Raw genomic sequence first — 21,129 nt, forward strand, 5'->3', positions numbered from 1 at the left:
TGCCGGGAAGCACAGCTTTACGGCACTTTGCCGCAGCGCGACCTGGCTATCGCCCCATGACATCGCCCAACACCGTGGGGCGTAATGGCTGGGCGATGTCATGGGGCGAATGGCAAGTAAGGCTCATTGAGCTTAAATAAGCTCTCTGTTTTTTGGGGTTTACTTTAACTGGACGTCAGTCATTTAACCGAATAATCAAGCTCATGATTTCCTCGATAACAACTGTACTACTCCCCTTACCTACTTCCGTCAAAATCCTTATCCAGTTGGCCAGAAATACTGTTAAGCACTCGCTTTAAGATTCTGGCTCTCTGTCCTGGCGTCATATATCTGAACATACTGTTAAGTAACTCGAGATCTTTTTCAAGCGCATCAGCATCCGACCGCAATGCGGGTTGACCATCCTCGTCGCCCAATAGCCATCCCGCTTTGATGCCCATCCCAGAAGCTAATTTTTTAAGCTGTAAAATCCCAGGAACTGAGTCTCCCTTCAGATAACTCCTGATAGTCGAGTTAGGTATACCTGTTTTGACAACAAGTGAGCTAACTGTGTCATCTGTCGCAGACATAGCATCAGTCAGCCTCCGGCCGAATTCGAAAGCATTCATATCTTCGAGTAGATCTTTTTCTGATTTAGACATTTTTGCGCCAGCGACTTTCAACTTATTGAATTAAATGAACACACATAAATCACAATAAATCGCTAAATAAACACCTTTAAATTAACAAGATCTTGCGATAAGCTAAATGTATGTTTTGCAAGCAATGGCTTTGCAAATCTAACTTTTGAGGATCGCATAAACAGGGCTGAAATGCCACGCCTGCGCTCGCCCTGAAAAAAACTAAGCAGGTGCTTGAATCTGTACCACCACTGTGTCCGGGGCCCCTGATTGTTGTATCAGCCATGCTGGCTCCTCCTAGTCGGTTTGCCAGGGCCACGTTTTTTTCTCCAGACAGAGGACTGGACATGGAACTGCTTAGCCTGAACGACGGCATCCTTACCTTTATCCAGAGCGCCAGCGGCCATTTTCTCACGCTGGCCGTCACCATACTGCCCGTATTTCTGTTCATGCGGATCCTGCTCACCGTGACCCTGCGCCTTGTAGGTACTGCGCAAACGGAGGCCCTCGCCCGGCTTTGTGGCCGTTCCCGGGTGCTCACCTACGGGCTCCTGCCAGTCATTGGCTGGTTGCTGCTCCGGGCTCCAGGGGCACTGGCCCTCGGGTTCGTGTTGCCGGAGAAAAGTAAGCCCGGCTTCGAGGATGCGCTCACCACCCTTGCCCATCCTCTGTCCACTGCCTTCCCGGTGGTGGTGACCCCTGAACTGGTCGCCTGGTTAAGCATTACAGCCGGACTTCGGATCCATGGTCTGCCCGTGATCCAGTTGGCTTGGCGCTATCTCCTGACTGCCGTGCTGATCAGCCTTATCCGGGGCATAGTCACAGAGTGGATCTTTCTGCGGATCACCTCACGAGGGAAACGCTGATGCAACGCTACCACACCCTCATCTGCAAGCCGGGAACCCATGTGAAAAACGGCCGCTCACGGGCGCGGGGGTCTCTGTCCGGGAACGGCATCCTGGTCATGTTCTTCGACCATGCACATGTGCCTCTCCACGACGGGGTCGAGCATCCGGGCGATCCGATGTCAGAGCTTGCCGATCGGTGTAGCGCGTTCATCATCGAGGAGGGTTATCCATGGAGTTGATTCACATCACCCCCGGCCCCGGGGGCAGCGGCACTGGCTTCTGGCTTCCATTGCGCAGCGGCCGGGTTATCCTGTGCCTTACAGGCGGGGATTTTCATCCCGTCGCCATCGAATTGGCGGCCCTGACCGAGTCCGAGCTGGTCAACGGCTATTCCACCCTGCCCCCCGACGAACGGCTGCTCTGCGTGGTGCTCGATGACACGAGCTCCCTGCTCTGCGGCCTTTACTCTCAGAAGCACATTCCGGTGATCAACGTCCGGCCGGGTCGCTACAACGGCCATCTCGCAAACTTCATCACCGATGCCACCTATGTCTCCGGGGTGACCCTCTCCGAAGTTGCCCGGGCGGACATACACACCGTGCCCGATCCAGTCTCATCGCCCATACGGGAGTCCGGGCCAGTGATTCGCCACTCGCCCCCCGCGCCACGCGGGATTAAGTGCCTTGCCGCCGGGGAGGTTCGTCTGGCCCTGTGGGCGGGGGAAGTGCTTCCCCTGTTACGCGATGCAGCACGGGAGGCTATTCAGGTATCACTGCGCGACATCCTGCCCTTTATGGCCCTGATCGCCCTGCTGATGGCACTCGCTGAAAACTCAACCCTGGGGGCCGCCATGGAACACCTGCTGACCCCACTAGTAGGCTCGGTATGGGGACTCCTGCTGCTCTCGGTCATCTGCAGCTTCCCGTTCCTTTCCCCGCTGCTCGGGCCGGGGGCGGCCTTCACACAGGTGGCTGGCGTGATTATCGGAACGCAGATTGGGGCCGGGACTCTGCCTCCCGCCCTGGCTCTGCCCGCCCTGTTCGCCATCAACGTGCAGGTCGGATGCGATTTCATTCCCGTGGGGCTCGCTATTCAGGGAGCCCGCCGGGCCACTATCGCCGCCGGGGTACCTGCTTTTTTACTCTCCCGCCAGTTGACGGGACCGCTGGCCGTCATCATCGGCTGGCTCTGTGCCACCGGACTGTTTACCTGACGCACGGCTGATGAGGAGGGCGATATGCGGATAGCCGACCACAGGGGATAACGCCCCCAGGAGGGCGCTGACGGCTGACGGGTTCACCGTATCGGGCCGAAAGGATAACAGTAAACGGTTCATCACACCCTTACCGGGTGGGGATAACTGTTGCCTGAAACTGACCAATACCCATGCACGGGGAGGTATCTGAACCCACACATAACCTGACTGACAGTACTACCTGATTTCGTCTCTGGCCTTTATTTCGCATACGGGCAACGGCTTCGCTCACGCGTTATTCAGGCAGGACGCCAAAGCTAACGCATTAACGGATAGAAAAGGATGCCCTGGAAATGAAAATTAAGAATCTACGATGGTACATTATTGTCCTGGTTATGATGGGCACCATCACTAACTACCTGTCCCGCAATACTCTCGGTATCGCTGCTCCGACCATGCTGAAGGACATCGGCTTCACCGAACAGCAGTACGCCTGGATCACCGCCGCCTTTAACCTTGCTTACCCGGTGGGCGGGGTCTGTGCCGGCTATATCATGGACCGGTTCGGCGTACGCTGGGTCTTCGCCATGATGGCCATCCTCTGGTCCGTCTTTAACGCGCTGACCGGTTTCTTCAGCTCCTGGATCCCCATGATGATACTCCGGACGGGCATTGGCCTCACCGAGTCCACCTTCAATCCTGCCGGAATGAAAGTCTCCGCCCAGTGGTTTCCGCCCCGGGAGCGCGGCCTGGCCTGTGGGATCTACAGCATCGGCACTTCAGCCGGGGCCATGCTCGCGCCACCCGTGGTCGCCTGGTCCATCATCCATTACAACTGGCGCATCGCCTTCGTCGTGGCGAGCGTCTTCGGGATTGTCTGGTCCGTGCTCTGGCTGATTGCCTACCGCGCCCCGGAAAAGCATGCCCTTATGACAGAAGAAGAGCTCGCTCTGATTGGCCGCGAAGCGACGCATATCAGGGCCACACGCCGTGTCTCGCTGAAATCACTGTTGCCCCGGCGTAACCTCTGGGCTATCTCCCTGCCCCGTTTGTTTGCGGACCCCACCTGGGCCGCGCTGGGCTTCTGGATGCCCCTCTATCTGGTGACCGTCCGCCATCTGGATCTGAAACAAATAGCCCTCTTCGCCTGGCTGCCGTTCCTCACCGCCGACGCAGGCTGTCTCTTTGCAGGCCTGTTTGCCCAGTGGCTTAACCGTCGCGGGATCGCCCTCATTAATGCCAAACGCATCACCTTCACCCTGGCGGCCTGCCTGATGATGCTTATCCCGCTGCTTAACTTTGTCACCACCACCGGGATGGCCATCACTCTCTTCTGCGTCGCCGGGTTCGCCCACCAGTGTGCCTCCATCACGGTGATCAGCATGTCGGCTGAATTCTTTAACGAGGATGAGGTCGGCACCGTCACCGGCTTTGCCGGGCTGGTCGGCGGTGTGGGGGGATTTCTCGGGACGCTGCTGATCGGGGCCGCCGTGGCCAGTATCGGCTATAGCCTGGTCTTCGACGTGCTGGGCTTCCTCGATCTTATCGGGGCTGCCCTGCTCTGGACGCTACTCAGCATTCCCCGCGCCGATCCCGTCCGCGACACTGTCCTTAACCCGGGTCTCTGACCCCACCGGGAGAAATCATCATGAAACAGTTCAGTCCGTCCGATATCCAGCGCCTGAGACAGGCCAGCCACGACGATCCACGCATCCTTAAAAAAATACGCGAGGACAATGAGGTCGTGCTTAACCACCCCGTTCTGGTCCCCGAAACAGGATGTGCCAGTTGGGAGCTCTTCTACTACTGCCCGAAACATGGCGTCCCGCTTATCTGGGACCGGCTTTCGCCGGAAGCCTACCATTGCCCGGTCGATAACGAAGTTCTGACCGGGGAACCGTACCGGGGAGCCTGGTGGCGAAAACTCAACGACCTGAACGCCCGGGCCTGTTATGAACTGGGTATCGCCTGGATGCTCACCGGAAAGCAGGTCTATTTCACGCGGGTGCGGGATATTCTCATGGCGTACGCGCGCTACTACCCCGGCTATGCCGAACACGGGGGGATCCCCTATAACGGCCCCGGAAAAATGAATGCCCAGACGCTCTGTGAAGCCCTGTGTCTGTCCGGGTTTGTGAAGGGCTACGATCTCATTTATGACGCACTGGCCCCGGCAGAACGAACCACCATCGAGCGTGATTTACTCCGGGCCTGCGCCGAATTTCTCATCAGCAAACGCTGGAAGCAGCTGCATAACCATGAAGTACGGATCAACAGTGCGCTGGCCATGACCGGTGCGGTGCTGGATGATCCCTGCTATCTGCAGACCGGCGTCAATGCCGTCTGGGGTCTGCACGACCAGCTCAGGTGTGGGGTCCTCAAAGGCGGCCTGTGGTTTGAAGGGTCCCTGCACTATCACCATTATGCCCTGCAGGGCTTCTTCGAATTTGAGCGCATGGTCCGCTACGCCCATCAGGACTACAGCCTGATGGCGCAGCCGTACTACAGGCAAATGCTCGACCTGCCCATTAAGCTGCTGATGCCGGATGGCACCGAGCCCGCATTCAATGACTGCATCCCGATGAAAGACACGGTGACCTACCCTGACCTTTATGAGTTTGCCTACGCCTGCTACGGGGAAGACAACTATGCGCGCATGCTCTCCATCATCTATGACAAGGAGCCCCGGACCAGCCTCGGTGCCTTCCTGTACGGTGATCCGCGGCTGCGCATCACGGAGCCGGTCCGGGAGACGGGCAATTATCACGACCCGGATAACGGTATCACTATCTTCCGCAATCCCGATCAGGGTCGGGCGGTGGTCGTCAAGCACACCCCCTACGGGGGCGAGCACGATCACTACGATAAGCCCGGGCTCATTATTTACGACCAGAACGTGGCTATTCTTCCTGATATGGGCACCACTGGTTACGGGGCTCCGATGCACTACAGCTACTACAAGAACACGCTTACCCATAACGTCCTGTGTGCAGAAGAGTCCAACCAGCCGCCCGCCAGTCCGCAGACACTGAGCTTTACAGAGACGGAAAAGTACGCCGAGGTGACGGTCGAGGTAGACTGGCGTGAGCCCCCACCCGATGTGCCCAGCCTGACCCATATAGAGTGGAACACCCACGCCTACCGGGACATTGTTTATCGTCGCAAGGTGATTGTGTATGAACACATAGTGGTGGATATCACCCGCGTGACCAACCCCAACCGCCGTCAAGTGGATAACATCCTGCACATTGACGGCGAACGGCTGGCGACCACCGGAAGCTACCTGCCCCTGTGTGACTATGATAAAAGCGACCCGATGTTCTACTTCAGCGAATGCTTCGTCAGTCCGATGGGGCGGACATTCGCGGTGCCGTTCCGCACCCTGATGGGAAAAAAATTCCAGATCCACTGCGCCTGCAGTGACCCGAAGGCAGAGCTTCACCAGTTGCTGGGCCCGGCAAACCCACCCCTGACGTCACTGAGCTACCTGAAAACCCGCTCACGGGCACCGGTGTTCATCAGCGTTCACGTGATCGACTTGCACGCGGAAGAGGACCTGATGCGTAACGGGGTTATCTCGCTGCGGCAAAACACCGTCAATATCGCCTCGGATTTACAGCGGGAGATTATCACCCCCCCTATCTGAAGTCTTATAATGGTTATTGTACCAGACGACACTCTAGCACCCACAGTCAGGCCGTTCGGACACCGAACGGCCTGACTTCAGGAGAACCAGCCTTAGGGCTTTTTTTGGTTTTCTGAGACTCCGGTAGATTTTTAAAAGTGAATGGCTCGTTTTGCCTGGATACTTACAATAAAAGGGGCTGCAATTTGGAAACAACCCAATCTACAACAAATCGAGTATGCTTCTAGTTAAAAGCCATAGGGAAAACCATTCACAAAAAAACATGTATTTCATTGATAATTATGTATTTTTATTAAAATCATCAAAATTTGTATATGCGTAAAACTTCCAGATACAATTAGCATGCTGTAACATAAGGTTAAAACATATGGAGTAAGCCATATCAGTGTTACAACTGAGGGCGGTAGCGTTCATATTTGTTATAAAAAATAATCGCAGCAAAGGTGAACATGTGCGCAGAAACACAATACGATCAAGCAAATTATTTTATGATCCAAAAATTTTTAATGTAAACAGATGGACCTCAACAACAGAGCTGAATAATAGAATCATTGAAGAAATAAAGAAATTCAATGTCTATAATGCAACCATACCAATATTCCAATTAGCTTCAAGCAATTTACTACCCAAACTTTTCATACCAATTTATGACTCCAATACAGAGCACTATGATGTTAGTAATGCAAGTGGGTTACTCACCACAAAAAACTATATATATTGGATAATTGGCCTTTTTTTCGGCAATGCCGATTTGTTAAAAACATTCAACAATACAAGAAAAAAGATAAATAGCAGTATTTTAAACGGTACTCCTGAAAAAGCATTAACATTAATTGACGATTTAAATATTAGATGTAAAAGCTGGTGGGCTGTACAGTTCAAGCTTCATATTCTCAAAGAATTTAACTTGGGAGACACACGAGATTACCTTGAAAAATTGCCCACAATGTTTCCTAGGGCTAACATCAAAAATAAAATAAGTGAATTACTATTGATCTCAGAAAGTAGTTCATATGAGATATTTACAAGAGAATTCTTATTACGAATGGATGAGTATAGAAGCTCATGCGTTCAATCAGCTATTGATGCAGGTGCAGTAGAGTCGTTAAAATATCTCCCTCCCTATATGGATAGCAAGAGAACATTATCTTTAGATTTAATAAAACTCGAAAACTATGAATCATTGATTGATCAATATATCTTTCTAAAAGAAATAATTTTGGAAGATAAAGTTCTTGATTCAATATCTATTGATTTAAAATCACTCCTATTAGAATTATCGGAATTAGTTGAAGATAATGAATTAAGAATACTTGTAAATGATGACAGCACGACAAAGGAAAATATTCAAGAAATAACAGATTTGTACACAATGGGCTGCTATGAAGATGCGAAGAAAAACATTGACAGTCTAATAACAAATACTAACGATGAATACTATGGACTTATTGAAATATTAACAAGAACAAAAATATACTTGAATGAAACATCTTCAGAAGATACCCTACTTAATAAAATAACCACCAATTTCTCACGAATCTTACAATGTGACAAGAATACTTTAGACAGTTTAGATTTTTTAAAGAGCATTTGTTTTAAATTCAAATTAGAAAGTTGGGCCAAATCCCTTACATTTCATCTGCTATCAACACTAGAGGAGATTGTTGACTTAGATGATGTAGAATCAGCAAGAAAACAAACTCGTATTCTTGGAGAATTAAACACTTCAAAAGCAAGGATAAAAAACTTCTCCCCTAAACCAAGTTTTTCAGTGGGTGGACAACTGCCAGAATATCGTGCTTTAAAATATGGAAAAAATGACACCAGCGAGGTTCTGGTAGATAGCTCTATCATTCCAATAAAATCTGATTTTATAAAGACTCAATGCCGCTATTTTATAGAAAACAATAAATTTACAGAAGCTATAGACTTTTGTATTGATAAATATTTATCTAATACTTTTACATCGCTCTACCTGCCAATAGCAACATTATGTAGATTGGTAACTGGTATCGATAAAAATGATAATGATATATTTATCAGCTCATTAGTCATCTACGATATTATGGCTAGAGTAATAAATAATAACTATGAAGATACTAAAACAGATTTATTCGAAGAATTTATGGATTTCAATAAAACCCATAGACCTTCCAAAATATTCGAAACTAATCAATTCAGTGCCAAAGAAGAATACTTTTTAAAATATATATGCATTCCATCACAATTAGATAACTTTACAGATTATGTTTCAAATGATGATGTAGTGCATGAGAGGATTGCAATATTAGATTTACTAATAAATGCAAAAAGTATTAATGAGGAACAGATAAAAAAGGAGAAAGATAGTGTACTTGAAAATCTTTTCTCTGAGAAACTTAGAGCAAAAATTGAGTCAGGGAAATTATATGTTGATGTCCACTCCTTAGTAAATAAAAGAAAGCATATTTATCAGAATTTATTCGAGCAGGCTATCGAAACCAAAGGGGGAATTTTGCTTTCTCCACTCGATGAGTCCAAAGGAATTAACTCCGAAGATTTATTCGAGATTGCTGAGGGAAATGCAGTTGCTTCAAGTAAAAAAATGGAAATGCTCTTTACAATTTTTAGAAACATAGTCGCCGATTTTGCACTTGATGAGAATTATGGTTTAGATAAGTATTTAAGTGCTGAAATTAGACATATTGTATTTACGACACAAATTAGATCATGTTTCGAGAAAACCCATCTTGTCACGATAAAAAAGGAAGGGGAATATTTATCCAATGTCTATTGGACTGATAAATATTCCTATGTAAACAATCATATTGTCAGCAAATTTGATGAATTACTCGGCCATTTCTCAGAAAAAATTGATAACTTATTACATGAGGTTAACGAGAATTTCCGTGTAGAAATATCCGATCTGAAATCTAAACATGTTTTTAACTATATAGCATATCATCATCGGTTGGTAAGAGTTTCAGAAATAATAACTAACGCCTCGGATTATGAAGAATTCTTTAGTGATCTTATTGATTATATGTGGGAAATAACTGCTGAGAACGCTCGCTCAGCACAAGATAAACTCAATGATTACCTTGCACCTGAAATATTAATTGCTCTAGACCTGCTTGAAGAAGGTATTAACTCAGTTAAAAGAGACGCAGCTATTATTGAACTTACGCAGGAAATAAAAAATGCAAGAACTTTGTTCAAAAAAGAAATAGAATTAGTGTTAAACTGGTTCCGCTTTGTAGGATCTGATGATATAAATAATTATGAAAAACTTTCAGTTGTTCTTGAAGCAACAATGTCTTCATTTGAAGAAATTTATGGGCATAAATATCAGTCCCCCATATATGAATTCGTCAAGAACGACTTAACCTTAAATTACAGAGAATCACGTTCTTTATTTATATCTCTTTTTACCGCACTAGAAAATGCCTGTAAATATGCTCATCCCAATACTAAAGTCTATGTGTCTCACGATAACAGTGGAGGAGTCAATACTATAAAAATTATTAACAATCTAAATATAATATCCCAGGATGAAGCCCAACAACTCATAGTCAGAGAGAAAAGCAAATGGAATGAAAAATATTCTAGCCTAAGCACAAAAGAAGGTGGGAGTGGATTATATAAAATATATAGCACGTTAAAAAACTCTTCAGATGGTTACTGTTTCGATATTGAAACAAGCGACAATTATTTCATATCACTATTTAGGTTGAAAAATGAATATTTTAATCATAGAAGACAATCTATTAAAGCGTGAAAAAATCGTTAACTTCCTAAATGAATTCTATACGGCTAATATAGTTGAAGCAGCATCGTACAATAGTGGCCTTTCGGCAGCGCGTGATTCAACATTCGATTTTTTAATTTTAGACATGAGCATGCCCACTTTTGACAGAAGTGAAACTACGCAAGGAGGTAGATTTCGTTCTATTGCTGGAAAAGAAATTGCTACAAAATTGAATAAACTTGGACAATTGCCATCTTTTGTTGTTCTTACTGGCTATAAAGACTTTAGCGTTAACACAGAAAATCTAAGCCTTGAACAAATACATGACTTACTTTCCACCTTTGGTGATAACTATAAAGGATGTATTCTGTTCAATTCATCAGAAACTTTATGGCAGGAAAATCTTAAAGAAATCATAGGGAATTTAAGTTGCTAAAGATAATTGTAGTCGATGACTCAGAAAAAAGAGTCGATCTCATCAAAAAGACTCTTTCTGGATGTGAATTCTTTACTCAACTCGATTTAAGTTATGTAGAAACTGCAGATAAAGCTAGGCAGTGCCTGCTTGAGGTTTCCGATATTTTAATACTCGATGTTCTTATACCTAAGAAGTTAAAAGGCATCCCTCAGGCGGTTCACAGCTTTAACTTGTTAACTGACATATCAAATTCACAAAAAAAATACATTAGGCCAAACTTAATTATTGGATTGACAGCGGACACGGCTGAACTTGGGAACTATAGAAATACCTTTTATGAAAATGCATCTATAGTCCTTGATGGGAGCCTTAGCAACCATGATTGGTTGAATGCCATTATTAAGCAAATAAGAACAGCTTTAGAATCTAAGAAAAAGGCATCTCAATTAACTCATGATAAAGTATTAATTACAATACATGGAATAAGAACGTTTGGTAAATGGCAGGGAAACTTAGCAAATGAAATAAAATCCTATTCAAAATCGTTCGATTTCATAGAAATAAAATATGGTTTTTTCGATTTGGTATCATTTATTTTCCCACCACTAAGAAACAGAAAAACTAAGCAGATCGCAAAACGATTAAAGAAAAATATCATCACCAATAAAGACAAAGATATCACTATCATTGCGCACAGCTATGGTACAATTATTTTATCTGATGCTCTAAAAGAACTAGAACATGATTGTAAAATTGAGAATATAATACTTTGTGGAAGCCCACTTACTTCATCATTTAACATAGAGCATTTTATATCATCAGCAAAACTAACAGTGAATGAATGCGGCACAAAAGACTATATCTTAGTAGCATCAAAGTGCTTAGTTCTAGGTTTAGGAGATGCAGGTAAAAGTGGGTTTTACTATGATAACTCAGCAAAATTTTTAAATAGATATTTCAATGGCGGCCATGACCTCTACACTAAAGAAAAACCAAATGAAGTTTCATTCTCATCAAAATACTGGCTTCCTCTTATTATTTCATCCGCACCACCTATAATGGTCGATGAGCGTAAGAATTACATAGGGGAAGACCTACTACATATCCTATCTAAATTTGCTTATCATATAAAGCCCTTTACTTACATTGCTAGTTTTTTGCTTTTGCTATATTTTTTGTATTAACAGAAAATCAAAAGCTAAAATTAAACTAATAACACCGTTAGCTTGTTAAAGCGTTATTAATACCAAACATAAAGTGATAATACGCTAAGATCTGACCGTTATCGTAGTTTTGTTGAATAAATTGGACTTTTGCCCATGGCAGGTTCAGATCACGTCTCATCCTGATAGCGCAGGCAGTACCGTGGCAAAGCAGAAGTTCAAAATCACTAACAGGTAAACCTACAACAAAGCCTTCATTAACCATGGTGCCATCACTTTCTGGCTCTACGATGAGGGCATTCATGCCTGGTACGACTCAGCCCCCCTCATCCCGGGGAAGACATCGAGTTATTCTGACCTTACCATCACCACCGTCCTAGTTGTTAAGCACATTTTCCAGCTAACCCTGCGGGGCTGCACAGGGTTTTATTGATTCCATTTTTGCCCTGATGGACGTTCCGTTGCGCTGTCCGGATTACACCAGTGTCATCAAGTGGGCGAAGCCGGTTAATGTCCGCTTTAAAACGCCCACCCAGGGTGAAATAGCGCATCTGGTGATTAATTCCACCGGGCTGAAAATCTTCGGTGAAGGTGAGTGGAAAGAAAAAAGATAGGGGGAAATTCACAGATTTGAGACATTATCACCTCTAGTACGGTGGTTAGCAGGGTCTGCTTTCAGGGCTAAGTGTAGACTGGTTTAAAATTACTATCTGACCATTCAGATAGTAATTTTTGGTAGAAATTTAAACCAATCCATTCCAGCGTTATACACGAACTTAGACACATAATGCCCCTACTCCTTAACCACGCTTTAACGTGATAACCATCACAAAACCAAAGCGATCCTTTACGGGGGCTTTTGTGGGGGCTCCTCTTGCGATAAATACCAACAAAAACGATAAGAAACATTGTGTTAATCGTAGATATGATTCCGAATCCGGCACCACTATTTAGAAAAAACCGCCTATGGCGTTTTTTTGCTCTCTGGGGTTCTGGGAGATTTCTGGTCGTTTTGACTGCTAATGTCGCTGCTTTACCTCTGGATTCCCACCTGAGCATCTATCTTTAGCGACGCCCTACCCTTCCGGTCACTGTGCCAACCCCTGCTGATCTTCATGCTGCCAATAAACACTATTTCCAGCCGGTATACCTGCTGGTGAATTGATCACACCAAGGCAGCATCCGGTCTTTGTCCGGCCAGGAGAAGCCAAGAAGCATCGCTTCTGAGGTGTGCAAAACACTACCGCGCCGGTAGGCTTGCTCAACCCCTCACAATCCCGGAAAGGATTCCCGGCCTTGCTCACGGTTCTCAATAAAATCGGTTATAAGCACTTCCTCAACCAACTTTCCCCAGCCACTGCCAAGACACCAGTAAGTGATGCTAATGACAGCGTTAATATGCCCGGTAAGCAGCCATTCCGGTCTGGTGCTGTAAGCATCCTAGCTTTAGTTCCACGCACGTTTTGAGAGTTCCGGGTTTTCAGCCATCAGCCGGTACTCTTCCGGCGTCAGGTTATTCAGGGATTCATGAGGCCGCTCGTTGTTATATTCCATCAGCCAGCGCCCGGTAATTTCCCGTGCTTCATTCAGTGTTCTGAACAGGTAAAAATCCAGAATTTCTGTCCGGTTGAACCGTTCGATAAAAGCATTTTGTGTAGGTTTGCCCGGCTTGATAAATTCGTGCTGCACGCCATGTTCTTCGGCCCATTGTGCCAGCGCCAGCGAGACCAGTTCTGGCCCGTTGTCCATCCGCATCTTCAGCGGGTATCCGCGGTTTACCACGATCCTGTCCAGCCCCCGGACGACTCGCTGAGCCGGAATATTCAGGTCGATTTCTATCGCCAGTGGTGCTGGATTACGCACTGGCAGCCGCTGTTTTCCCTTGCGACGAAAATTCAGTTTCAGCAGGCAATAAATCCGATGAACGCGTTTATGGTTCCGGGTATTTCCCTGCCTGCGCAGCAGCTGAAACTGCTTCTTGAAACCGTAGCGCGGATAGCATTCTGTCAGCGCATGGATCACAGGTTCATCACGCCGGGTATCAGGCTGATAAAAATACACCGTCCTGCTCAGCGATAACGTCCTGCAGGCCTGGCGTAAACTCATGGCAAATTGTGCCGTCAGATAGCTGACAAGTTCACGCTTTATCGCTGGTTTTAAAGCTTTTTTTCGATGACGTCTTTTAACGCACGATTATCCAGACTCAGGTCGGCAAACATTTGTTTCAAACGTCGATTCTCATCCTCAAGGTCTTTGATTTTTTTAATATCGGCCGCTTCCATCCCGCCATACTTTACCTTCCAGTTGTAATAGCGGCCTCACGGCACACATCCTTGACGGTACGTCCGGCTTCGACGAACTTCAGAACGGCGAGGATCTGGTGTTCAGTGAATCAGATCTTACGCATAGCGATCTCCTCAGGGGATATAATCAGTATGTCGGAAGATCTCTAAAAGTGAATGGAACTAAAACAGGTGTGCTTACACCTGAACTTGCCACCGCTTTAAAATTTTCCAGAATCGGTTTTCTGATTCGTTTGGTGGTAGCCCACCACGCAAAAATTATGCAATATTTTTTAAAAATCAAAGAGCTGTCTTAAAAAATCGAATATTAATGCCTAACTCACCCAGTATTGCCAACATTTTTAGGCCCGTATTTAGGCCCACGAAGAAAAAATAAAATTATTAATATGATAAATAATCAAAGTGATAAATAATAAATTCAACTCCCGCCAGCCCAGATAGACCCGGCGATAATAGCGAAAAAGCCCGCAACTTCGGTTGCGGGCTTTTTTGTGTCTGTTCGTCACCAACGTGTCAAAGATCGTTCCAGTCCGGCAGCCTGTTCGCCTTTTTCCGCCTGTAGTGGAAAAGCGCCATAAAAAAGCCAAACAACAGGCCGGCGGCGAGGCTTAATGTCAGGGCCTCTTCACCGGTATATCCCTGATTTTTCCATACCATGAACCACATCAGCACGCCCCACAGCGGGCCAAACCAAATGCCGAAGAACAGCATATTCAGCCAGAAAGGCGCAAACGGCGGCGGTGGCATATTCACATCCATTCGCCACAGCAGGCGCAAGATTGGCGGCGCATAGTTGCTCCGCCACATCTTCTTTTCCTCCATCAGCGCTATCGCCTTGTCCCTTCGTTGTTCAAACGTCATCGTTCGCTTCCTTTCAGTGGAAATTGCCTATCTGGTGAGATGATACGCGCTTAAGCCCTATTCCCAAATATCCGGCATGCCCGCAGGCATGCCGGACGCTACCTCACCGCCCCTCTTTCTCCCCCAGGAAGAAATACCACAGCGGAATGGAAAGCAGCAGGGTGAACACCAGCGTATACAGCAGCACCATCAGGCTCTGCATGATCACCATCTGTGCGCTCCAGTCACCGATCGGCAGTTGAAACTGTTCGACGGTGCCGCCGAGGATCGCCCGGCCCATCACGCAACCGACCGCCACCGCCACTGTCGCCACCGCCGCGCGGAACTTGCGCACCTCGGCGCGTCTGGCGGCCGCTTCCGGCGTTTCGTCCCGAAGGCCTTGCAGCTGCCCGCGCCAGCGCCATACGTCCACCAGCAGCAACGCCGCGAGGCTCACGCCCATTACCGGCAGGCAATAACCCAGCGCCGCTGCTACCAGCAGCGTGACGGCGCGTGCCGGCAGGGAAAGCGCCAGCCAGGCGGCAACCAGCGTATGCACCGGATGCTGCGCACCCGCCGCCGGGCGGCGACTCCACCACATGCGGTAACCCAGCGCAATCATCAGGCACAGCCCGAGGCCGAACGCCGCCAGCAGCAGCTGATTCGGCAAGCCGAACAGAATGCCCATGTGGGCGTCGATGCCCCAGCGGGTCAGCTTGGCGATGAGCGGGAAGGTGTCGAACCGCACCTGATCGATGACGGCGAAGCTTTGCGGCGCGATGGCAACCGCGTCCACCTGCGTCGGCCAGCTGCGATCCACTTCGGTTACCGTCCAGGCTTTGCCCTCGCCTTTCGGCTGGCGCAGCTCGACCTTGGCGGCGTCGATCCCGGCGGCGCGCGCAGCGTGCAGCGCCCGATCCCAATCACCGTTCAACGCATTGGCCTGCGCGGCAGGGCCCATCTTCATGCCCGGCATCATCCCGCGGTGCTCAGCGTGCGGATCGGCCGGCGTCTGCGGCGCATCGGCCTGCAGGCTGGTGTTGACCTGCGGCGTCAGCCAGCCCAGGTTGGCCCGCAGCGCGTCAATGTTGCCGCCGGCCCACTGCGACCAGGTCAGCCCGGTAGCCGAGAAGAACAACAGCCCGGCCAGCAGCGCCACGCCCAGCGTGATATGCCAATGGCGGCTGGCGGCGAAGCCCCCTTTTGCCCTTTTCAGCTTGCGCTTCGGCCGCGTCGCCAGCCACAGCGCCACGCCGCCCAGCGCGGCCACCCACAGCCAGGAGGCCGCCAGCTCGCTGTAGTTGCGGCCCAGGTCGCCGAGCAGCAGGCTGCTGTGCAGCTTGTCCAGCCAGGTGCGCAGCGGCAGCACGCCAGAGGTGCCGTACACCGTCATGTCGCCCTTGATCGCCAGGGTGTAAGGATCGATAAACAGCGCGCGCGACTCGGAGGCGCCCAGATCGGCACTCGCGAACTGCACGCGGGTGGTGTCCATTGCGCCGGGAGCCGGACGCACGGCGTAAATGCGCGCCTCGTCACCCGCCGCACGGCGGGCGGCGGCGATCTGGTCAGCCAGCGATCTCGCCTGCCCGTGCGGTTCGGTGAAAAGCGCATCGCGATACAGCGCCTCTTCAAGCTGCGGCGTCAGCACATACAGCGTGCCGGTCAGTGCAGCGACCAGAATAAAAGGAGCGACCAGCAGGCCGATATAAAAATGCAGCCGTCTGATCAGGTTCAGCATCGCGCCACGCGGCGATGCTGCAGGTGGAGTTTTGGTTATTGAAGACATGGCCTTTCTCGTTTTTCAAACTGTGCGCGCAGGCAAACCATCCGCAGCGATACGGACGGCGTTACCCATGATCAAGCAATAGGGAAAAACGGTTGGCCGGGTGGCCCGCGCGGGCTCGGCCGCAGAGTAAGGCGCCGAATGGGCGGAGAAACGATGCGCGGCGCGCAAGGCAGGCGCGCGATGCGCGTCATCAGCCACAGCAGCGGGACGAATGCCCACAGCAGCAGCGGCACGTGGATCAGCAGCTCACAATAGCCGCAGAAAATCATCTCCGCCGGATCCATGCCATGGTGGCCGGCATGCTCGGCGGCGGGCATCGCCATCCCGTGCATGTCATGCGGCATGGCGGCTGCCGGCTGTGCCATGCCGCCCATCATCTGATGGTGCATCAGCGATTTCGACACCACCGGCGCAACAAACAGCAACAGCACCGCCATAATGGCGATACAGGCGGTAAAGCGTTGCTGTAGCTGACGTGGCACTCTCATCGCAGCGGCGAATTAACCCGGTCGGTGGTGAACAAGCGGCCAGTGTAACCCGCGTTGCGCGATGAGGTGAAAGAAAAGTCAGATTTGTCTTGCTCGCCCCCGGCGGCGGCGATCACAGCACCCGTGAATAGACCCGTGAGGCTTCGCCCCAGGGGTGATACCCGAGCCCGTTGTAAACGAAGCCGCTGCGCTCGTAGTACCCCTCCAGATCGGTGCACAGGTGCAGCTGCGGGAAGCCCAGCCGGCGGGTTTCCGCCGCCACATGCTCAATCAGTTTGGCGCCGTAGCCCCGGCCGCGCTGCGCTTCCTCTACATAGAGCGCGCACAGCCAGGGATACAGCTCGCCACGGCTGATAAAGTCGTTGGTGATGAGCCCCGCGCAGCCGAGGATCTGGTCATTTTCCATCAGCAGGTACCACTGCGGCAGCGGGTTGGCGGCGCCGAGGCTGCGGTTGATGGCGTCTTCATACATCATCAGCGTCTCTGCCGTGGCCCAGTGCCGCTGAAAATACGCAATGGCGCGCGGCGCCAGCTCGGGCGCTTGCCGCACCGAAATCATGTCCATCGTCATTCCCGTTATTCATGTTGTCAGCGTAGAATTATGCAGCAATATGCACGGTATGGCAGCGGCATTCCGCCGCCGTCATTCACTAAGGAGTCATCATGACGCAAAACATCTATGACAATCAGGCCTTCTTCGACGGCTATGCGCAGCTCAGCCGCTCGCAGCACGGCCTGGACGGCGCGCCGGAATGGCCCGCCATCCGCCGCATCCTGCCGGATTTGCAGGGCAAAAGCGTGGTCGATCTCGGCTGCGGCTACGGCTGGTTTTGCCGCAGCGCGCGCGAACAGGGCGCCGCCGACGTGCTGGGACTGGACGTCTCGGAAAAAATGCTGGCCAAGGCGCGGGAGATGACCGCCGACGCGGGCATCGAGTACCGTCGGCAGGATTTGGCGCAGCTGCAGCTGCCGCCGGAAAGTTACGATCTGGTCTACAGCTCGCTGACGCTGCACTACCTCGAGGATTTGCCCGCGCTGTTCGCCACGGTGTACGCCGCACTGAAACCCGGCGGGCAGTTCATCTTCACCGCCGAACACCCGATCTACACCGCCCCGGCGCAGCAGGGCTGGCTGACCGACGGCAACGGGCAGAAATCCTGGCCGGTCAACGGTTACCAGCGAGAAGGCCAGCGCGTTTCCAACTGGCTGGCGGAAGGCGTCATCAAGCAGCACCGCACGCTTGGCGGCTATATCAACCCGCTGGCGCAGCAAGGGTTTATCATCCAGCATTTGAACGAATGGAGCCCCAGCGCGCAGCAAATCGCCGCTAATTCGGCGCTGGGCGAAGAGCAGGAGCGCCCGATGATCTTCATTCTCGCCGCCCGCAAACCCGCCTGATTGATCCGCAGTAAACCGTTCACATCACCACAGTTGGGGAGGCCGCCTCCCCCCAACGGCTATTGTGCCGGCAACGCCGCCCCGTGCGCCGCGAAGTGCGTCAGCGCCTCGCCTTCCATACGATAGCGCACCCACTCGCCCTGCGGCTGCGCGCCGATGCTGAGGTAGAAATCGATGGCCGGTTGGTTCCAGTCCAGCACGCTCCATTCCAGGCGACCGCACTGCCGTTCGCACGCCAGCTGGGCGATGTGTCGCAGCAGCTTTTTACCGGCGCCCGCGCCGCGATGCTTCGGCGCCACGTACAGGTCTTCCAGATAGATGCCATTTTTACCCAGCCAGGTGGAGTAACTCATAAAGAACACCGCATAACCCGCCGGCTCGCCGTTCACCGTACAAATCAGCGCTTCGGAACAGGCGCCCGGCCCAAACAGGCTGCGTTCGATGTCTTCCACGCTGGCCAGCACCTGTTCGCGCGCCTTTTCGTACACTGCCAGCTCGATAATCATATCCAGAATCAGTTTGGCGTCGCTTTTTTGCGCCGGATAAATCTCAATGGTCATGGCAAATCCTGAGTGTGTTGATGACTGTGCTTGCCAGCATATCGCGCCTCAAATACTGTATGAACTGCATTTTTATCAACAGGTAATGAATATCATGCATCTGGATTTGAAGCGTCTCGATCTCAACCTGCTACTGGTGTTCGAAGCAGTGTATCGGCTGCGATCGGTGACGCGCGCCGCAGCAGAGCTGGCCCTCAGTGCGTCGGCGTTGAGCCACGCGCTGATCCGGCTGCGCAAGGCGCTGGCAGACGAGCTGTTCTACCGGGTCGGCAACGACATGCACCCGACGGTGTATGCCGACAGCCTGGCCCCGACCGTCAGCGAAAGTCTGGCGCTGCTGGCCAAAGGGCTGCATCCGCGCCCGCGCTTCGTCCCCGCCGAAAGCCGGGAGAGCTTCACCTTCGCCATTACCGATTACACCGCTTTCGCGGTGTTTCCCGCACTGATGGCGCAGATGCAGCGCCTGGCGCCTGGGCTGTCGTTTCAGCTGCGCTATTCCGAGCGCAAGGTGGCGCTGAACGATCTACTGGCGGGGCGCATCGACTTCGCGCTGGGCTTTACCGAAACCGACGGCGAAAGCTACCCGGAGATCGACGAGGTGAACTGGCTGGAGGATGAGTATGTGGCGATTTGTTCACCCGCCCTCAGCGCAAAATACGGCGAGCTGACGCTGGAAAACTACCTGCAGGCGCGTCATCTGGTGGTGACACCGTGGAACGAACAGCGTGGCGTCATTGACTACCAGCTCGACAAACTGGGGCTGCAACGCGATATCGCCATCCGCACGCCTTCGCTGCTGGGCGCGCCGTTCATCGTCGCCGACAGCGAACTGGTGATGAGCATGCCGCGTTACGCCGCGCAAAAATTGCGGCAGGCGGCGGCGCTGGATATCCATCCCCTGCCGTTTCCGGTGCCGCCGTATCAGATCAAAATCTACCTGCACCGCAAGAACGGCCGGCCGGAGGCCTGCCGCTGGTTGCGGCAACAGCTGCAGGCGCTGGCGGCGTTATAACGCGGGTTCGCCGATTGGCAGATACCCCTGCCACAGCGGCCGGGCCGGTTTGCCGTGCGGGTTGGCGCGCAAATGAACGTGGTAGCCCTGCAGCGACTGCAGCAGCAGGCAGTCGTCCACGTCGGCCAGGTCATCCTTGTGCTGCTGCGCGCTGTCCGTCAGCAGTACCCGTTTGGCTTTCTCCTTCGCCTCGTCGGCGGAGCGCGCCACAAACAGGCCGAACTGGTGCAATTCCGCCAGCTCATCGCTGCGGTAGCCGCCCACGTTGACGAAAAACAGCTTCTCTTCACCGGTGAACGGCGCGGGCTCCAGACTCACGTCGTAACCGTCCGCCCAGTCGATGCGCGCATAGCCGTCGACATGCACCTTGCGCTTATCGCCGAACCATTTTTCACGCAGCAGCGGATACGCCTCTTCCGGCCCATCCGCCGCCGCAAACTGCACGTCGTGCAACTCAATATTGGCGCCCGGCGCCGTACCGCCCACATAAAACATCAATAATCCCGGCATGTTAGTCTGCTCTCCCTGGTGATAATCGCTGTATAATTTAATACATAACGAAACACCTGCCAACGGCGGCGCCATTCTGTGTTATCAATAGATGAGGTTTAATCTGTTGTGGAGGAACGCATGGCATTCAATATCGGTGATTTTGTACAACGCACCACCGGCGGCCCAAAGATGACCGTGGTAGCGATCGACGGCGAAACCCTGGTTTGCAGCTGGAATGAACTGGGTAAAGAGCAGCGCACGGAAGTGCAGGCCAGCGACGTGGCGCTGTACCACGAAGACGGCGATTTCGGCGTCTGCTGAATGACCGGGGCGCGCCGCGCCCCGTTATCGCCTCAGGCGCGAATGTCCTGATAGGCTGGGGTGGTATCGAACTCATGCTTGGCGAACGGGCATAGCGGAATGATTTTACGCTGCTCCGCGCGCATTTTCTCCACCACCAACGCCACCAGCTTTTTGCCGACGCCCAGCCCCTTCAATGACTCATCCACCCAGGTGTGATCGATTATGGTCAGCTTGTCGCCGCTCGGCACGAAAGAGATCTCGGCGATCAGCTTGCCCTGCTCATCATTGATATAAAAACGCTTCTCGTCTGCCAGTATTTTATGATCCATA

21 protein-coding genes and 2 pseudogenes are annotated in these 21,129 nt (G+C 51.2%); 13 read left to right on the top strand and 10 right to left on the bottom strand.

Annotated elements, in window-relative coordinates:
* Positions 1–236: 236 nt before the first annotated feature.
* The gene (locus FOT55_RS25030) at positions 237–641 is read right to left on the bottom strand and encodes a helix-turn-helix domain-containing protein (RefSeq protein ID WP_047734841.1); all 405 of its coding nucleotides are present in this window, start codon (positions 639–641) and stop codon (positions 237–239) included.
* Between the two features lie 326 nt (positions 642–967).
* Here FOT55_RS25030 and FOT55_RS25035 point away from each other — a divergent pair, with 326 nt between their 5' ends.
* The 8 genes from FOT55_RS25035 (at position 968) to FOT55_RS25070 (ending at position 11,638) form a co-directional block, all read left to right on the top strand.
* The gene (locus tag FOT55_RS25035; protein ID WP_147824194.1) at positions 968–1,486 is read left to right on the top strand and encodes a PTS glucitol/sorbitol transporter subunit IIC; all 519 of its coding nucleotides are present in this window, start codon (positions 968–970) and stop codon (positions 1,484–1,486) included.
* Complete coding sequence (locus tag FOT55_RS25040; RefSeq protein ID WP_147824195.1) at positions 1,486–1,707, top strand: hypothetical protein; 222 nt, start codon at positions 1,486–1,488, stop codon at positions 1,705–1,707. The genes FOT55_RS25035 and FOT55_RS25040 overlap by 1 nt, the downstream gene beginning before the upstream one ends.
* A complete protein-coding gene (locus FOT55_RS25045) occupies positions 1,698–2,681 on the top strand; it encodes a PTS glucitol/sorbitol transporter subunit IIB (RefSeq protein WP_147824196.1) in 984 nt (327 codons plus the stop codon). The genes FOT55_RS25040 and FOT55_RS25045 overlap by 10 nt, the downstream gene beginning before the upstream one ends.
* A 335-nt stretch (positions 2,682–3,016) precedes the next feature.
* A complete protein-coding gene (locus FOT55_RS25050) occupies positions 3,017–4,291 on the top strand; it encodes an MFS transporter (RefSeq protein ID WP_147824197.1) in 1,275 nt (424 codons plus the stop codon).
* A gap of 20 nt (positions 4,292–4,311) precedes the next feature.
* On the top strand, positions 4,312–6,309 hold the full coding sequence (locus FOT55_RS25055) for a heparinase II/III domain-containing protein (protein ID WP_147824198.1): 1,998 nt from the start codon (positions 4,312–4,314) through the stop codon (positions 6,307–6,309).
* Between the two features lie 451 nt (positions 6,310–6,760).
* Positions 6,761–10,066, top strand: a complete 3,306-nt coding sequence (locus tag FOT55_RS25060; protein ID WP_147824199.1) for a hypothetical protein — start codon at positions 6,761–6,763, stop codon at positions 10,064–10,066.
* On the top strand, positions 10,026–10,472 hold the full coding sequence (locus FOT55_RS25065; RefSeq protein WP_065772069.1) for a response regulator: 447 nt from the start codon (positions 10,026–10,028) through the stop codon (positions 10,470–10,472). The genes FOT55_RS25060 and FOT55_RS25065 overlap by 41 nt, the downstream gene beginning before the upstream one ends.
* The gene (locus FOT55_RS25070) at positions 10,466–11,638 is read left to right on the top strand and encodes an alpha/beta hydrolase (protein ID WP_147824200.1); all 1,173 of its coding nucleotides are present in this window, start codon (positions 10,466–10,468) and stop codon (positions 11,636–11,638) included. Before FOT55_RS25065 ends, FOT55_RS25070 begins: the two co-directional genes overlap by 7 nt.
* A 37-nt stretch (positions 11,639–11,675) precedes the next feature.
* On the opposite strand, the gene FOT55_RS25515 is transcribed toward FOT55_RS25070, so the two are convergent.
* Positions 11,676–11,921, bottom strand: a complete 246-nt coding sequence (locus tag FOT55_RS25515) for a hypothetical protein (RefSeq protein WP_187181977.1) — start codon at positions 11,919–11,921, stop codon at positions 11,676–11,678.
* Between FOT55_RS25515 and FOT55_RS25075 the strand changes: the two are divergent.
* Positions 11,874–12,228: pseudogene (locus FOT55_RS25075) on the top strand (transposase); the annotation flags it as partial. The gene FOT55_RS25515 and the pseudogene FOT55_RS25075 overlap by 48 nt on opposite strands.
* 835 nt (positions 12,229–13,063) lie before the next feature.
* On the opposite strand, the pseudogene FOT55_RS25080 reads toward FOT55_RS25075, so the two are convergent.
* A pseudogene (locus FOT55_RS25080) lies at positions 13,064–13,994 on the bottom strand (integrase core domain-containing protein).
* A 78-nt stretch (positions 13,995–14,072) separates the two neighbouring features.
* On the opposite strand from FOT55_RS25080, the gene FOT55_RS25520 reads away from it, so the two are divergent.
* Positions 14,073–14,216, top strand: coding sequence for a hypothetical protein (locus FOT55_RS25520; protein ID WP_187181968.1), 144 nt, complete (start codon positions 14,073–14,075; stop codon positions 14,214–14,216).
* A gap of 217 nt (positions 14,217–14,433) precedes the next feature.
* Here the strand turns inward: FOT55_RS25520 and FOT55_RS25085 are convergent, their stop codons facing one another.
* The 4 genes from FOT55_RS25085 to FOT55_RS25100 all read right to left on the bottom strand — a co-directional run bounded on the left by FOT55_RS25085 (position 14,434) and on the right by FOT55_RS25100 (position 17,599).
* A complete protein-coding gene (locus FOT55_RS25085; protein ID WP_147824201.1) occupies positions 14,434–14,781 on the bottom strand; it encodes a DUF6404 family protein in 348 nt (115 codons plus the stop codon).
* 103 nt (positions 14,782–14,884) lie between these two features.
* Positions 14,885–16,546 carry a DUF2534 family protein gene (locus FOT55_RS25090; RefSeq protein ID WP_187181969.1) on the bottom strand — a complete coding sequence of 554 codons (1,662 nt, stop codon included), beginning with the start codon at positions 16,544–16,546 and terminating at the stop codon, positions 14,885–14,887.
* Between the two features lie 71 nt (positions 16,547–16,617).
* On the bottom strand, positions 16,618–17,034 hold the full coding sequence (locus tag FOT55_RS25095) for a DUF2946 domain-containing protein (RefSeq protein ID WP_238476136.1): 417 nt from the start codon (positions 17,032–17,034) through the stop codon (positions 16,618–16,620).
* Between the two features lie 112 nt (positions 17,035–17,146).
* The gene (locus FOT55_RS25100) at positions 17,147–17,599 is read right to left on the bottom strand and encodes a GNAT family N-acetyltransferase (protein WP_147824203.1); all 453 of its coding nucleotides are present in this window, start codon (positions 17,597–17,599) and stop codon (positions 17,147–17,149) included.
* Positions 17,600–17,697: 98 nt separating this feature from the next.
* Between FOT55_RS25100 and FOT55_RS25105 the strand changes: the two genes are divergently transcribed.
* Entirely contained in the window at positions 17,698–18,432 is a 735-nt protein-coding gene (locus FOT55_RS25105) for a class I SAM-dependent methyltransferase (protein ID WP_147824204.1), read from the top strand.
* A 59-nt stretch (positions 18,433–18,491) separates the two neighbouring features.
* Here the strand turns inward: FOT55_RS25105 and FOT55_RS25110 are convergent, their stop codons facing one another.
* Positions 18,492–18,992: a GNAT family N-acetyltransferase gene (locus FOT55_RS25110; RefSeq protein ID WP_025303970.1), complete on the bottom strand. Its 501-nt coding sequence runs from the start codon at positions 18,990–18,992 to the stop codon at positions 18,492–18,494.
* Positions 18,993–19,077: 85 nt separating this feature from the next.
* On the opposite strand from FOT55_RS25110, the gene FOT55_RS25115 reads away from it, so the two are divergent.
* On the top strand, positions 19,078–20,004 hold the full coding sequence (locus FOT55_RS25115) for a LysR substrate-binding domain-containing protein (RefSeq protein ID WP_147824205.1): 927 nt from the start codon (positions 19,078–19,080) through the stop codon (positions 20,002–20,004).
* On the opposite strand, the gene FOT55_RS25120 is transcribed toward FOT55_RS25115, so the two are convergent.
* Positions 19,999–20,514 carry a DUF1543 domain-containing protein gene (locus tag FOT55_RS25120; RefSeq protein ID WP_147824206.1) on the bottom strand — a complete coding sequence of 172 codons (516 nt, stop codon included), beginning with the start codon at positions 20,512–20,514 and terminating at the stop codon, positions 19,999–20,001. The genes FOT55_RS25115 and FOT55_RS25120 overlap by 6 nt on opposite strands.
* 120 nt (positions 20,515–20,634) lie before the next feature.
* Between FOT55_RS25120 and FOT55_RS25125 the strand changes: the two genes are divergently transcribed.
* The gene (locus tag FOT55_RS25125; protein WP_025303973.1) at positions 20,635–20,817 is read left to right on the top strand and encodes a YodC family protein; all 183 of its coding nucleotides are present in this window, start codon (positions 20,635–20,637) and stop codon (positions 20,815–20,817) included.
* A 32-nt stretch (positions 20,818–20,849) separates the two neighbouring features.
* On the opposite strand, the gene FOT55_RS25130 is transcribed toward FOT55_RS25125, so the two are convergent.
* Positions 20,850–21,128 (bottom strand): GNAT family N-acetyltransferase, encoded by a 279-nt coding sequence (locus FOT55_RS25130; protein WP_147824207.1) that lies wholly within the window; start codon positions 21,126–21,128, stop codon positions 20,850–20,852.
* Between the last annotated feature and the right edge of the window lies 1 nt (position 21,129).

The sequence above is a fragment of the Serratia bockelmannii genome, from assembly GCF_008011855.1.
GTDB lineage: Bacteria > Pseudomonadota > Gammaproteobacteria > Enterobacterales > Enterobacteriaceae > Serratia > Serratia bockelmannii.